The organism is Burkholderia sp. 8Y (assembly GCF_902506145.1).
Lineage (GTDB): Bacteria > Pseudomonadota > Gammaproteobacteria > Burkholderiales > Burkholderiaceae > Caballeronia.
Map to the genome: position 1 here is coordinate 634,245 of NZ_LR733519.1, position 14,180 is coordinate 648,424.

A 14,180-nucleotide genomic window follows, 5' to 3' on the forward strand; every position below is an offset into this window, starting at 1 on the left:
GTCCGGTGCGTAAAGGAGTCGATGCGGTCCGATTCTATCGGCCCGCACCGCGTGACGCCTCTCGCGCCCCACTAGGGTCGAAAAACGGACTTGGGAAGGACTCGCGATCGTGAGCGTCGATGTCAAACGCTATCCGGACTCCTATCAAGGGGCCACTCTTCATGAGAAACTTCGACCCGGTTCCTTCCCGCGTGCTTCGCGGCGTAAAGCGCCTTGTCCGCGCGTGCGAGTACTTCTTCCGGGCGGTCATTGAAGTAAGCCTCTGCCACGCCTGCAGAAAACGCTAGCGCGATGGTGGCGGGCTGGCAATCCTTGACCGTCACGGGCGGAATCGTCGCGAGTATCCGATCAAGCACCACTTTGGCTTTCCCGGACGTGATGCCGGGAAGGAGGATCGCGAACTCCTCTCCGCCGAGCCGGCCCACCACGTCCGCAGCGCGTACAGACGAAACGCAGTGCTTAGCGAAATGACGCAGGACGATATCGCCGGTCTCGTGACCGAATGTGTCGTTGATCGTTTTGAAGTGGTCGAGATCCAGCAGCGCCACACTGAGATGCGTCATCTCGCTTCCGACGCTTTTCAGCATGCCGCCAAGTTTCGATAAAGTGAACCGACGATTTGCCACCCCCGTCAACTCATCGACCTGGCTGAGCGTCAGCGCACTGTCGCGCGCGGCGGCCAGCTCCCGTTCTGTTTGCTTGAGGGAGGTGATATCGGAGCCGATGAGAACGATCCAGCCGTTGGGCAGCAGCGTTTCGGTACACCAAAACCAGCTTCCGTCCATGAAGTCGACCGGGAAAGAACGCTGGCGCGGCATCGAAGGAGATGGACGGCGTCTGAGCTGTGCGTCGGCGATAAACGAGATCGGGTCTTGCGCATCGATGCGCACGCCCGTCGTGTTTCGGAAGCTTCCGAGGATGATGCTTTCAAATGTGGCGACTTCGCCTAGTTTCACGTTGAACGCCCGCAGGAAGCCGTCGTTCGCATAGCGGACGTGATCGCTGTCGTCGTAGACCGCGACGAAGGCGCTGCCGATCGCCCAGGCTTGCAAAAATGCAAGGAGGTCGCCCGTTTGGCTAGTCAACCCGCTCAGGGCGGCGACCGTAGGAGCACTGCCCATGGTGCTTAAGCTCGTTTTGCCGGCGTCGTAATGTAATGCGCCGCCCAAGCAGACGCCGTTGTCAAAGGCGGTCGCCCCATTGATAACGGCAGACCGCTCGAATGCTTGAATGGTCGAGACGACGGTAAAGATTCCCGTTCTCGTGCCGTTATGCACAGTGGCGGTAAAGACTGACCGCTGGCAGCCGTATTTTCTTTTCGTCTCCGGTCTGCAAGGCACCATAATGCTGCGGAACCGGTTTCAATGTAAATGACGGACCCGCGTCTGCGTTGGCCTCCCAGTGCGCTGTTCTGGGAGAGCGACCGAGCGGCTCAGTAAGACCTGACAGTCGGCATAGGACCGCTTTATCAATGTTCGCTCCGCCAAATCCATCGACCGACAACCCTGACCGACAAACCGCCCAACCGTACGGGCGTGACTCCCAACACGCGATGGCGGCGCTTCATTGCGAAGCACGAAAGATCGTTGGACGTGTCATTGATGAGTCGCATCGCAAGCTTTCAAGGCTGCCCAAGCTTGCCCGAATTGTCGCAAGCCTGTCCGCCGATGAACTTATCGAATTCAAGACGGAGCAAGCGAGCGAACTCGTCGCGCTTACATCCCCGACGCTGACGGCGGGAGATCATGCCCGGCATGCGCGCGCCAGCGGCATGCGAAACGCGATGCTCGGTGTGAGTGCTGATGAGTTGGCCGACAGCCTCGACATGCTCATGTTGTCGCTGCACGACTGCCTTGATTCGGGCGCACACGCGGCGGCGTTCGCGACGCTCGGGCAACGCATGCTGCGCGAGTTAGCCCTTCAATTGCAGGTATATGGCGAGCTCCAAGCCGCTAGATCCAATTTGCTCAAGCGAATCACGGAGATTGCGTGGACCGCCGACACGTACACAGACCTAATCAAGAGCGTTACGCACATCGTTGGTGCGCATGTCGAAGTGGTTGGCTGTTGCGTCGGACGTCCCGACGCTCAGGGCATCTTCCGGTATGAGTCGGTTTCCGGGCCCCAAACGGAGGACTACATCGCCGGGCTCGACCGCAAAGCGGATCAACACATCAGGGTTGGTGACCAGCCACAGGGCAGAGGACCGACCGGGCGGGCGTGGACGCATCGTCGTATCGAGTGCAGCGTCAATGTTGCTACCGACCCCGATGTCGCAACCTGGCGGACGAGCGCGCTAGCGGCGGGATTTCGTTCGAGCGTAGCGATTCCAATATGCAAGCCCGGCGAGGAGCCTCGCGCCGTCATGACGGTCTATCGTGGGCTGCCGGGAGGGCAATCGAAAGAGCAAGTCGCCTTCACTGAACAGTTGCAGTCCCTGCTTGCGTTCGCGCTCGGGCGAATCGAGCAAAGGAACGGCCCCAGTCGCACGATCCCCTATGCGACTCGCAAACAGTGGGGTGTGTTGTTGCGCTCGGGCTGCCTCGAGATGCACTACCAGCCGATTCTCGACCTGTCGACGGGCGCCATCACTTCAGTCGAGGCGCTGGCTCGCCTGCGCGATGGCGACAGGCTGGTCACGCCGAACGAATTCCTTCCCGCGCTGACATCGGAGGACCTGCTCATACTATTCGTAGAGGGCCTGCAACAGGCAACGGATAACGTGTGCAGGTGGCGCCAAGCGGGGTTGTCGCTGAAGGTCACGGTCAACCTGCCGCCTAGCGCTTTGGCAGACCCGCGCTATTTCGAGCATACGCGCCACACGCTCAAAGCCACTTCGTGCCGGCCCGAGTGGGTGATGTTCGAGATCCTGGAGACCGATGAGGTTCCAACGTGCGTCGACGTCGGTCACGAACTGCGCAAGTACAAGGAACTGGGGATAGTTCTCGCACAAGACGATCTCGGCGCTGGCTATAGCAGTCTTTCCCGCTTGCGGGACTTGCCGTTCGACTGCATCAAAATAGATCGAAGCATTGTCGCGAGAGGCGACAATGACGAGGTGGATATGCTGAGGTTTGCTAGCCAACTCACGCGGCTTGCGCATTCGATGGGCAAGTGCGTCATTGTCGAAGGCATCGAAGACCTGGCTCTTCTCGAGGCCATGGCGATACTTGGGGCCGATCGCGTGCAGGGATTCGCGATCGCACGGCCTATGGCGGCACGGCAACTCGATGCGTGGCTTGAGAACAACATGCAGCCAACGTTGCCGGATCTCGCTCGCCCATCGAGCCGCCTGGGCAAGCTCGCACAACTGCTTGTCTGGGAAGAAAGCCTGCTTACGCTTGCCATTGCCATGTCCGAGACCAACAAGCTAGCCGCGATGCCGGTGCCGCACGACACGCCATCGATGTCCTCGGCCGCTGCATCGAACGCGAGTGATCCGGAATCTCCCGTCGATGCGCTATTGCGACAACTGTCGAACAGCCTTCCCAACGTTGCGGACGACAGGACCCGCGCGAACCTTTCGTCAGCCGCAATACATCATGGGCTCCGAAGCCCAGAGTATTCAGACGCTCTCTCGGACTTGCTGAGTCGTATCGCTGATGACGCCGCAGCCAGCAGATCTTAGCTGGCAGTTGAAGTCCCGATCCCCGTACGAAGTGCACGCGCAGGCGTGAGCGGCCCTTGCCAACGCTTGTCGATGCTTTCTTGTATGTGTCGATCTTGCGGTCTGCCGCCAGAAACAGCGCTGCGCAGCAGACCGGGCGATCCCTGCAGATCCGACGGAAGCGGCTGTCGGCCAACCGTGAAGCGGACGTCGAGAGCGCCGTCACCTGCATTCGCCGCCGCTGAAACCCGCGTGACTCAACAACTCAAGAAACGCGCCCGTCGCGCCGTAATCGGTAATGCTATGGCAACTCGAGGCCCTACGCATCTCTCACAGGAAGCCGACACCGATGCGACGCCCCTTCACCGATTTTTCGTTACTTCACGCACCGCCGTGCGCTCAGTGGTTCGCCCGACAACCCGTGCTCGCGGGCTGGGTTGGTACCCTGATCAGCATGAGCGTGTTCGTCCTCACGCTAGGTATGCTGGCAACGGGCCGCCAGCAAGAGATCGACCGCGCGGTTGCCACGTCCGGCAATGTCGCGGTCACCCTGAGTCGGGAAGTTGCTCGCAACGTCGAGCTGTACGATCTGTCGTTGCAAGCGGTCGCTGAGGGAGCGGCAGACGAGCGTGTGAAAGCTCTCCCAAAAGATATGCGACATAGGGTCCTGTTCGACCGCTCCACCGCCGCTCGCTATGTCAGCGGCGTATTCGTCGTCGACCCTACAGGACACATCGTTGAGGGGCGGGACGAGACGGCCGTACACGCCTACGTGGGCGACCGCGACTACTTCTTGGCGCACGTATCCCCCAGCAGTCCAAGCCGCGGCCTCTTTATCTCCCGTCCATACAATTCAAGAGCACGCGGGGGCGCGCCCTCAATCGCCTTGAGCCGTCGCATTTCCTTGTCGGACGGCAGCTTCGGCGGGATCGCGTCGCTTGCGGTGAACATTGATTATTTCCAGGCGATGATGGAAGCACTGGCGGTCGGCCCGCACGGCACAGCGCTGATCCTGGAGACCGATGGCACGGTTGTCGCCCGCAATCCTTCGCTGAAATCGGACGAGCCGAAAAACGTCGCGCACTCTCGTACGTTTGCCAGAATGCTTGCTGCCAAGCAGGGCTACTACGTTGCGGATTCGCCCGTGGACGGCGTGAAAAGACTGTATTGCTTCGCGCGGGTGCCGGACACCAACCTAATAGCCGTCTTTGCGCCCTCCTACGACGACCTACTCGCCGGCTGGCGGCGCCGATCCTACGTGATTGGCTCACTTGCCCTGTTACTGAGCGCTGCGTTCGCGTGCGTCGTATGGGCGCTTGTCTTCGGCCTGCGGTACCGCATTGCATTGCAGGCAACGATCAGCCGGCTTGCCGACATTGATCCGCTGACTGAGGTGTCAAACCGGCGTTCCCTGCAACGGCTACTCGAGAACGCATGGCGTGCCTGTCAAGCTTCCGGTGAGCCGATGTCCATATTGTTCGTCGATGCCGACCACTTCAAGGATTACAACGATCAGCATGGGCACGCGGCTGGCGATGCAGCGCTAAAAATCATCGCGGAATGCCTGACGCGCCAAACGCGAGCGAACCACGATATTGTCGCCCGTTATGGCGGCGAAGAGTTCGTGGTCGTGCTGCCTGGAGCCGCGCTCGCTGATGGTGTACGAGCCGCCGAAGCGATACGTGACTGCGTTTATCAGGGATCGGTACGCCCTTCGCCGGAGGAAATGGCGCCGTTCACCGTCAGCATCGGATGTAGTGTCATACTGCCAACAACCGCTGTGACGCCAATGACCGGCCTGCTGGCGGCTGATAAAGCGCTCTACGCCGCAAAACTGCGCGGTCGTAACCGCGTGAGCGTCGCAACGGCCCCGATGTATGAACGAGCGAAGGACAAACGCGTGCAAAGCACCTCGGCTGCAGATCTTGCCTGTTGAGATAACCCGCTCCAACGTACCCCGGCAGTCCACACGGACGTCACCTTGGCGCGTTCCCAAGCTATTCTCGGTCGACCGATAACCCACGCCGGGTTCCTGAGCGCCATCGAAAAGCCAATCTTGAACGCGGCCCCCGCTGAATCATGGTTGGCCATGACGATGTCTGCCGGGCGGATCAGGTCGATTTTCGCGTTATAAAGCAATCGCGCGGCTTCCTTGCCTGTGAAGAGACGAGGGCAACTGGCGATTGTGTCGGTCGCTTTTTGCCTTTCCAGAAGCACAGTCGCGGGTCGCTGGACAAGTTTCACTGAATTGTCGTATTGCGCCGCCGATGAACATTGATGCTTCCATTCCGCGCGAGTTGACGTGCCGACGTATCGGGGCAGGCATCCAACAACCCTAAACATGAAGGGACGTTCGGAACACATGCACACAGGGTCCGATTCCAATGCGACACCGGCCATCCACCCCAGAAATATATGGAGCATCGACCCGTCATGTCACAACGTCAGCTCTTGTGTGCCTTACTCACGACGTTCCAGGCAGGCGACGCAGCCTAACGAAGGAAAGTAGCAAGATTGCCGCAACGCAAAACACCGCACCGACGTAGAAGGTCGCTGCTGGATTAACGCGATCCCAGATTACTCCAGCCAGTGCACTAGATAACAACGTGACGCCTCCGCTGAACAGGTTGAAGAACCCAAACGCGGTTCCACGGGAGCCAGATGGCGCAGCGTGTGCAACCATGGTGGAGAGCAGGCCCTGTGTCATGCCCATATGCATCCCCCAGAGGGCGACGCCGGCCAAGACGAAGCCCCAGTGTGCTCCCTGCGCGAGCACAAGGTCAGCGGCGATAAGAACGCCAAGGCCGCCGATGAGCAGCCGCGTTTGGCTGAATCGGTCTGCGAGTTTGCCGAACGGGTATGCGCAGAACGCGTACACGACATTCATCGCAACCATAACGAGTGGAACGAGTGCCGGCGGCACGCCACTTCCCATCGCTCGGAGAATAAGAAACGCTTCGCTGAAGCGCGCCAGCGAAAAAACAGCGCCAATGGCGACGACCCACCAGTAGCCGCTGCCAAGTTCGACGAGCTTTCGCCAGCGAACCGGCCCCGCGCCTCTCGAGCCCTTAGTCTTCTGCGTGTGCGTCGGCTCCTTGATGCCGGTAGCGAGCAGCGCGACCGCGAACAAGCCCGGTATGACCGCGAGCCAAAACGCGAGTCGATATTTGTCGGAGAACGCGAGCATAACGCCGACAGCCACCAAGGGGCCGACGAACGCGCCGACGGTGTCGAGGGACTGACGCAATCCGTACGCAGCGCCGCGCAGGTGAGGGGGCGTGACGTCCGCAACCAGCGCATCGCGCGGCGCGCCTCTGATGCCTTTCCCTACGCGATCCAGTACACGCGCGCTCACGACGACGCCGATTGTAGGAGCTATCGCAAAAAGCGGCTTGCTCAAAGCTCCGAGGGCATAGCCCGTGACGGCGAGCCACTTTCGATTCCGGAGATAGTCGCTTAGCGCGCCCGAGAACACCTTGACGATGGGCGCGGTAGCCTCGGCAAGGCCTTCGACGAGGCCGATGGTGGTAGCACTAGCGCCCAGGCTGGCAAACATGAACATCGGAAGCAAGCTATGGATGATCTCTGATGACACGTCCATGAGCAGGCTGACACACCCGAGAACCCAGACGCTTCGCGGTATCTGGCGAAGGATGCTTAGTCGCTGCTGGCTTTCCATTTTCCTTGATGGTGGGTGGTGGTTCGTATCGCATGGCCGTGTACGCCCCATATAACTGACATTGTCATACGACCAACGACAAAGCGCCTCTGGGTGCGGGCGAGTACAGATTCGAGAAAAACAGAAGCCGCTAAATCGCATTTGCCGAATAAAGGGGCAGGTCGAAGCTATTGAAAGGGCATTGGAGGACAAGGGCGGTTGCATGGTCTGCGCTCGTTTTCCTCATGGGTGCGCCCCGGAGGATGGGGTCGTGTGCCGCTAGCACGAGCACGACGCAACGTCGGCCGAAACCCGCGACCACAATATCCGCTCTGCCTACATACACGTCATCGCCGACGCCGCCGTTCCGGTGCTGGCGATCATCGGCTTGCTGCTGGGCGCGCGCGTTCGGATGCGTCTGGATGGACCCGTTTGCGCGCGTAATCGGCTCGCTGGTGATTGCAAATTGGTCGTGGGGCTCGATGCGCAATACAGGCGGCATTTTGCTGGACATGAATCCGGATAGACGCATGTCGGAAAACGTCCGTCATATCATTCAGGACAACGGCGACACCGTGCTTGACCTCCATGTCTGGCGCGTCGGTCCAGGGCATATGAGCGTGATCGCATAAAACCAGAAAACCCGTCTTTCGTTCAGCTTTTCGCTTGGCGACTCGTATCGAGTGTCGCCTTGTGCGCATGTCGGCGGCCCGTCTCATCGAGAACGTTACGGAGCCAATGGTCCGTCGTGTTCCTCGATGACCTCGATGCATGGCGTTTCAACTGCCATCGCTCACGCCACTGCGCGAGTTGGCTTCACTTCTACCGTCACATGCGACAGTCCCTTAAAACGCTCCGGTGCTGCGCGGTAGGAGCCCGGATTGCGGCGAGCCTCACTCGTCGCCACCGAAAAGGTCCTGCGCATCATCAACCAAGACTAAGCTAAATTGGGTCGCAGAGGCCGCTACCCGCGGCGCGGGACCTGGTCTACCGTTCACTTCGAGCGGTCGATTCATTGCGCCGCAACGGCCTGCATAATTCGCGGGCTCTCACGCGGGTCAACCGACCCATCGAAGTTTCAACGGTGAGAGTTTGATACGGTGTACGAACGGCTGGCTGGCCTGATCCCTTATTCGTCGAGGTGGTCCGGCACCAAACACTCGAATGTCTGCCCCGCCCGCTCCTTGATAGCCGCCAAACTCGTCTTTAAGAAATGGCAACAACCTGGAGAAAATTATCCGCACGGTTGCGATTGCGGCTGCCATCATATGGAGTAAGCGAATATAACAAATGTTCTCATAAGAAATCTGCGGTAAGCGAATGCTAGGATTAGCACCCGCTCTGCTATTTGGCTGCTGACATGGACAATAGGGACGTCTTTGTGAGGTTGAAAGAACGGGTCGAGCGTCAGATTGAACAGCGAGAGGCGGAACTCATTCCCTTTCACGAGTATGTCCACTCGCTGGAGACAGCGGGCTACGACAGCACAGCGGCTCGCTATGTTTTGGGCTGCATGGAGCACGAGCTAGCCGCGTGGGCCGAGGTGTACGAGGGAATGAACTCGTTTGATCCCGTTGTGCCCGTGCGCGCTCGTGCGCAACGCGTACGAACCTAGGACGGGCCGGGATTGCGCGCGGCTGCTCGCTGCTCCCTCGGCCACGACATCGGCTCCAAGTTGAAAACGGAGCGGCATTCGGAACGCTCTAATAATCCACAGGCCCCGGCTATCCGCTGCGTTCCACCGGATTGCATCTCGTCTAGGGTCTTGCAGCGGCGTCAAGAGGGGATATCGCCGCCGTCCGGCCGCGCAGAACCAGCCGAGCCGGTTCTATGGGCGTCGAACGGCGGGTTGAGCCAAACCGGTCTCCGCACCCCGCAAAGGCAACATGCCAAAAAGAGCGCCCCTCAAGCACATTAGGTTGTCCTCGGTGGCCGGCCATTCGCCGGCGCGCGTCTTGCAGGATTCGGTCCCTGAGCGGTCAGACAACTTTCTCGGAACCGGTCAGTCACCGGATTCATGTTTTGCGGTCTGGAGCGCCGATCAGCAGCCGCTGGCGACCTGACCCAGTGGCCAACGTCCGACCCGCCACACGCGATGGACTTCAATGGCCCGTCTGGGACAAGGAAATGGGGCAAGTGCTCCGCAACGCCGACCGCAGGCAAATCATTGGCTTCCGGTAGCGCCTCGACAGCGGCGGGGTGCGCGTGGCCGCCGATCGAAGTTTGCATTGCAAGTCCTTCTCGCCAGCGAGCCTCAAAGGCCACAAGATCCGTTTGATTCCGAATGACTCAGGCGCACTCGTACCAACCTTTTGAGCGGTTGACGATACGCACCACGAGCAGCATGACGGGCACCTCGATCAGCACGCCCACGACCGTGGCGAGCGCGGCTCCTGAGTTGAATCCGAACAGGCCGATTGCCGTTGCGACCGCCAGTTCGAAGAAGTTCGACGCGCCAATCAGCGCCGACGGACACGCAATGTTGTGCTTCTCGCCGACTGCCCGATTGAGCCAGTAGGCGAGCGCCGAATTGAAGAATACCTGGATCAGAATCGGCACGGCGAGCAGCACGATGACGAGCGGCTGCTTCAGGATCGCCGCACCCTGGAACGCGAAAAGCAGTACCAGTGTCGCCAGCAACGCGGTGATGGACCAGGGGCCGATTTTTGCCATCGTTGCATCGAACACCGCCTGCCCCTTGGCGAGCAGCGCCTTTCGCAGAATCTGAGCGAGGAGGACGGGAACCACGATATAAAGCAAGACGGACGTGAGCAGCGTCGCCCACGGCACGGCAATCGCGGAAAGACCGAGAAGCAGGCCGACGAGCGGCGCAAAGGCGACGACCATGATGCTATCGTTTAGCGCAACCTGGGAGAGCGTGAACAGCGGATCGCCACCGGTCAAGCGACTCCACACGAACACCATCGCTGTACAGGGCGCGGCCGCAAGCAGGATCAGGCCCGCGATGTAACTGTCGAGTTGATCTGCAGGCAGTATCGGTGCGAACAGGTGCTTGATGAAGAGCCACGCGAGCAACGCCATCGAGAATGGTTTGACGAGCCAGTTCACGGCGAGCGTGACGCCGATGCCCTTAACGTGGTGGCGCACTTCATGTAGCGCACCGAAGTCGACCTTGACCAGCATCGGGATAACCATCACCCATATCAGCAGGCCGACAGGCAGGTTGACGTGCGCATATTCCAACTGCCCGATCGCCTGGAAGACTCCAGGCAGGGCCTGCCCAAGCAGAATGCCAGCGACGATGCACAGCGCGACCCAGACGGTCAGGTATCGCTCAAAGAAGCTGATGGCCGGTCCAGCGGCCGACTTCCGAGAAGCGGCAACATTGGGAATGTTCATGGGTGACTCGATAGAAGGGATTCAGCTCGAAGGCTTCAGATGCTCGCTGTACCACTGGAACGGGATGTCATGCAGCGCCTGCTGCAGTTCGGCGTTGTCCAGACGCATGCGGTAGCCGATTGCTTCGCGCGTGAGTTCGAACGCGTGCCGCTTGCCTTCATCGTCGCCCGGTGCGTTTGACGGATCGGCGTGGCCCCGGTAGACCTTGACAGAGATAAACCGCGCCGGCCTTCGCGCCGCGCGTTGAAATCGCGAAGAAGTTCACGCGTAAATCGTCCAGCATCCATTTTGCGTAGTCCGCCTGCCCGCGCCCCCGCCCTGCGGCGAACAGTTTTGCATAGGAGGCGATACTGGCTGCAACGTCATCAACGTGGTCGGGGATGTAACCTTCAGGGTGGTCCTCCTTCAGCATTTGCATGAGTCGGCGCCTGGATCAAGGCAAGGTTGCCCCTGGCAGCAATTTTCGGTCAGAAAGCCGAGCACCGCGCTCATGCGGTCATATGCGGCTCGATAGATCAGGCTGCGCCCGTCGCGCTGCTGCGTGACCAGCCCCGCGTGCATCAGCTCCTTGAGGTGAAAGGAGAGCGTCGCGTTGGGAACATCGAGCTGCTCGGCAATGGCGCCCGGCGTCAATCCGGTCGGACCAGCGACGACCAGCATGCGGAACACATGCAGACGTAGCTCGTGGGCGAGCGCGGCGAGGGCCCGGACAACTTCCATGGTTTCCATATTTCCAATATAATAGAAAGACTGCGCGAAAGCAAGCCGCTGCGGCGGGGCAATGAAGGCTACCGCTTTGCAAGTGGACCTAGTCGAGACGATGGGTCAAAAGGCAGTCCGGGTCGGGTTGCGTCAGCCCCGTTCGGCGAATCTATTGCCGCAAAGCGGCCAGTGAAACCTGAGCACGCACAGTAGCCGGACGTCATTGCAAAGTCACAATGCGCGCTCCAAATGCCCGCCGGCTCGATGTACCCGTCCCTACCTGATGTGTTCCTGGAAAAGCAATGCGTTCTCTTAACACCCGTTATCGGGGATTCCGACTAGTCGCGTCCGCCCGGGCGGACTGCGATGGCCTACACGCCGCTAGTGTCATCATTCGAAAACACGGCCATCCGGCTCGTAGCTTCAACGACCTCGACCTCTTCCACGACGATTTTGACGCCCTCCAATACGCAACCACCTGGGGACGCATCTGGATAGAGGCGAACGTGCGATCTCCCGCATTGTCGCAAGCTGCTAGCGACCGGTAAGCCGAAGCGCCACCGGCATCGCACTCCCGACCTTTTCCTCTTTTATACGAATCCGCTTCGGACAACGCACCGCGCGGCAGGTCTGAGCATCTTGCCGCAGCCCGAACGCGGGGATCTCGTCGCACAGGCACCCGGCCTGTTCCGCCAGCGGACGCGGACACCGGCACGACGAGCGCGGGGCGTGCGTCGTCGAAACCGGCAAACATCAGTCTGGGTCAAGGTCAACATTGCGACTAATCCGTTGGGTTGCGGCAGCGCTTTGCCGGCAGCAAGGCCTTCTGATTGTGCGGTTCGGTGTTTTTAATAATGAGGTTTTCTAACTAAAAGGAACAGTGCTTCTCGGGCGCATACGCCGTCAGCAACGTGCCCATCGGGGATAAGCGTGATGAGCTCTCTCCTGCTTGGACCGTCGTCGGAGCCGTACGCAACGAACCGCACCTGCAGGAGATTGCGTTCCAACACAGCCTGGGCGTGACGCCCAGCGTTTCTCGGCATTGGATCGCCCAGCTACCGGAGTTCCCCTGCAAGCAATTACGAATGATGCTACATCACCGTTTGACTGTCTTTTCGGGACGTACGCGCCATGGAAACACAACTCAAGCTGTTGGTGACCTCTGGTAAGGCAAGCCAGGTTATGCATGCCCCGGCGGTCAGCCGACTGTTGAACGGCCCGGTAGATGCGACCGATCTTGTGAGCACTTACTTCGACACGCCCGAGATGCATCTTCGCAAGCACGGCGCATCCTTACGAGTGCGTGTCGTCGGCGAGCAACGCCTCCAAACGCTTAAGATGCAAGGGTCGACCGCTGCTGGCCTGTTCGTGCGCGATGAGTTCGAGTGTCCGGTGAACGGAGATGGCCCTGACCTTGACGCGTTGCTCGCGCTGATTCCGAAAACCTCCGAGGCCATCGATATTTTGTCCGTGCCTGACGTCGCCGGGCGCCTCGAGCCACTTTTTCTAACCGCATCAATCGGTGCGTCGCGACATTGCACTTGCCCGGCGGTACCGAGGTTGAGGTTGCGATGGACGATGGTGCAGTCGAAGCCACTGCGGGTGGGTCGGCTCCGATCCACGGTATCGAGCTTGAGCTCAAGAGCGGGGAGCCAGAGCAGCTTTACAACTTCGCGCGTCCTTACTGCATGACGTACCGCTTCGCATCGATCATCTCAGCAAGGCCGACCGTGGTTATAGTCTCCTAGTGCAGGAGCAAAGCGCTCCCGTAAGAGCGCAGCCACTGGAGTTCAAGAAGCGCGTTTCGGTCGAAGATGGCTTTCATGCGATCGCCAGAAACTGCCTTGCTCAGGTTCACGGCAATGAGCGAGGCGTCATATTGGGGCAGGATCCGTCTAGCGTCCATCAGATGCGAGTCGGACTCCGCCGCCTGCGCTCGGCGCTAGACCTCTTTGCGCCTGTAATCCTAGCACCGGCTCATTTCGATAACGAACTGAGGTGGATCGCCGGCGAGCTCGGGCAGGCTCGCGACTGGGAGGTGCTTTCTGGCACCACACTGAAAAAAGCGTTCGATATCGCGGCAGATGATGCCGACGTCATGGCCGTCCAACACGCGGCGCGCAACATCGCGACGGAGAACCGGAAGGCCGCCGTTGCCGCAGTCAACTCCGTGCGCTACACGCGCCTAATGATCGAATTCGCACTCTGGATCGACCAGAAGGGGTGGCGGACGAATCAATCAATCAATCAGAGGAAGTTCTCGACGCGCTGAAAGGCCCCATCGCCAGCTTTGCGACTGAGACGCTGAGGCGCCGGCACAAGAAATTGCTCAAGCGAGGCCACGGCCTTGCCGAACTTGATGATGAAACGCGCCATCGCGCGCGTATCGCAGCCAAGAAATTGCGCTATGCGACAGAGTTCTTCGCAAGCCTCTTCGAGCGTCGGGCGGTCAAGCATTACATTAGCGCACTGAGCGATCTGAAGGACGACCTGGGCTGGCGTAACGACGTCGTCGTCGCGAGTAGACTGCTCCGGTCGTTAGGAGAGACCAAGCCTGAAGCCGCAGCCGGTGCCGGTTTCGCGCGAGGGTTCCTCGCTTCCCGAGCGGCGGATGATCGCCATCCGATGAAGGCGCTTTGGAAAACATTCAGTCGTCTTTCTGTGCCGCAACACTAGGCCATTGCCCCTCTATTAGCAGCAGGCTCTCCCTTGCAAGCGCGTGTGAAGCTTCTAATTGCGAATCAATTTGATCTAGAAGTCGCGTCCAATCCTTCACCTTCGCATCGCCGCGCGGAAAACATCGAAAGTAACGAGTATGAGTCACGTCGCTGACATGTGCGAAAGCTAGTTTCT

The 14,180-nt window shown here is 59.8% G+C and carries 10 protein-coding genes and 3 pseudogenes; 7 read left to right on the top strand and 6 right to left on the bottom strand.

Annotation, left to right across the window (positions count from 1 at the left end; translation table 11 throughout):
• Nucleotides 1-122: 122 nt before the first annotated feature.
• Nucleotides 123-1,277: a GGDEF domain-containing protein gene (locus tag GV035_RS02785; RefSeq protein ID WP_159833168.1), complete on the bottom strand. Its 1,155-nt coding sequence runs from the start codon at nucleotides 1,275-1,277 to the stop codon at nucleotides 123-125.
• A 194-nt stretch (nucleotides 1,278-1,471) separates the two neighbouring features.
• Here GV035_RS02785 and GV035_RS02790 point away from each other — a divergent pair, with 194 nt between their 5' ends.
• Both GV035_RS02790 and GV035_RS02795 read left to right on the top strand, forming a co-directional pair.
• The gene (locus tag GV035_RS02790; protein WP_159833170.1) at nucleotides 1,472-3,628 is read left to right on the top strand and encodes an EAL domain-containing protein; all 2,157 of its coding nucleotides are present in this window, start codon (nucleotides 1,472-1,474) and stop codon (nucleotides 3,626-3,628) included.
• A 328-nt stretch (nucleotides 3,629-3,956) separates the two neighbouring features.
• A complete protein-coding gene (locus GV035_RS02795) occupies nucleotides 3,957-5,543 on the top strand; it encodes a sensor domain-containing diguanylate cyclase (protein WP_159833172.1) in 1,587 nt (528 codons plus the stop codon).
• A gap of 528 nt (nucleotides 5,544-6,071) precedes the next feature.
• On the opposite strand, the gene GV035_RS02800 is transcribed toward GV035_RS02795, so the two are convergent.
• The gene (locus GV035_RS02800) at nucleotides 6,072-7,286 is read right to left on the bottom strand and encodes an MFS transporter (RefSeq protein WP_159833174.1); all 1,215 of its coding nucleotides are present in this window, start codon (nucleotides 7,284-7,286) and stop codon (nucleotides 6,072-6,074) included.
• 109 nt (nucleotides 7,287-7,395) lie between these two features.
• On the opposite strand from GV035_RS02800, the pseudogene GV035_RS29250 reads away from it, so the two are divergent.
• A pseudogene (locus GV035_RS29250) lies at nucleotides 7,396-7,488 on the top strand (metal-sensing transcriptional repressor); the annotation flags it as partial.
• 60 nt (nucleotides 7,489-7,548) lie between these two features.
• Nucleotides 7,549-7,891, top strand: a pseudogene (locus tag GV035_RS02810) (CDF family Co(II)/Ni(II) efflux transporter DmeF); the annotation flags it as partial.
• A gap of 1,663 nt (nucleotides 7,892-9,554) precedes the next feature.
• Here GV035_RS02810 and arsB read toward each other — a convergent pair.
• The 4 genes and pseudogenes from arsB to GV035_RS02830 all read right to left on the bottom strand — a co-directional run bounded on the left by arsB (nucleotide 9,555) and on the right by GV035_RS02830 (nucleotide 11,354).
• Entirely contained in the window at nucleotides 9,555-10,625 is a 1,071-nt protein-coding gene (gene arsB, locus GV035_RS02815) for an ACR3 family arsenite efflux transporter (protein ID WP_159833176.1), read from the bottom strand.
• A gap of 21 nt (nucleotides 10,626-10,646) precedes the next feature.
• Nucleotides 10,647-10,835, bottom strand: a pseudogene (locus tag GV035_RS02820) (hypothetical protein); the annotation flags it as partial.
• On the bottom strand, nucleotides 10,783-11,043 hold the full coding sequence (locus GV035_RS02825) for a hypothetical protein (RefSeq protein ID WP_159833178.1): 261 nt from the start codon (nucleotides 11,041-11,043) through the stop codon (nucleotides 10,783-10,785). The pseudogene GV035_RS02820 and the gene GV035_RS02825, both read right to left, overlap by 53 nt.
• Complete coding sequence (locus GV035_RS02830) at nucleotides 11,031-11,354, bottom strand: ArsR/SmtB family transcription factor (protein ID WP_159833180.1); 324 nt, start codon at nucleotides 11,352-11,354, stop codon at nucleotides 11,031-11,033. The genes GV035_RS02825 and GV035_RS02830 overlap by 13 nt, the downstream gene beginning before the upstream one ends.
• 1,104 nt (nucleotides 11,355-12,458) lie before the next feature.
• On the opposite strand from GV035_RS02830, the gene GV035_RS29255 reads away from it, so the two are divergent.
• The 3 genes from GV035_RS29255 to GV035_RS29690 are packed head-to-tail and all read left to right on the top strand — an operon-like array spanning nucleotide 12,459 to nucleotide 14,003.
• Nucleotides 12,459-13,019: a CYTH domain-containing protein gene (locus tag GV035_RS29255; protein ID WP_236572400.1), complete on the top strand. Its 561-nt coding sequence runs from the start codon at nucleotides 12,459-12,461 to the stop codon at nucleotides 13,017-13,019.
• A 55-nt stretch (nucleotides 13,020-13,074) separates the two neighbouring features.
• Complete coding sequence (locus tag GV035_RS29685) at nucleotides 13,075-13,599, top strand: CHAD domain-containing protein (RefSeq protein ID WP_268892226.1); 525 nt, start codon at nucleotides 13,075-13,077, stop codon at nucleotides 13,597-13,599.
• On the top strand, nucleotides 13,551-14,003 hold the full coding sequence (locus tag GV035_RS29690; protein ID WP_268892227.1) for a CHAD domain-containing protein: 453 nt from the start codon (nucleotides 13,551-13,553) through the stop codon (nucleotides 14,001-14,003). The genes GV035_RS29685 and GV035_RS29690 overlap by 49 nt, the downstream gene beginning before the upstream one ends.
• Nucleotides 14,004-14,180: the final 177 nt, after the last annotated feature.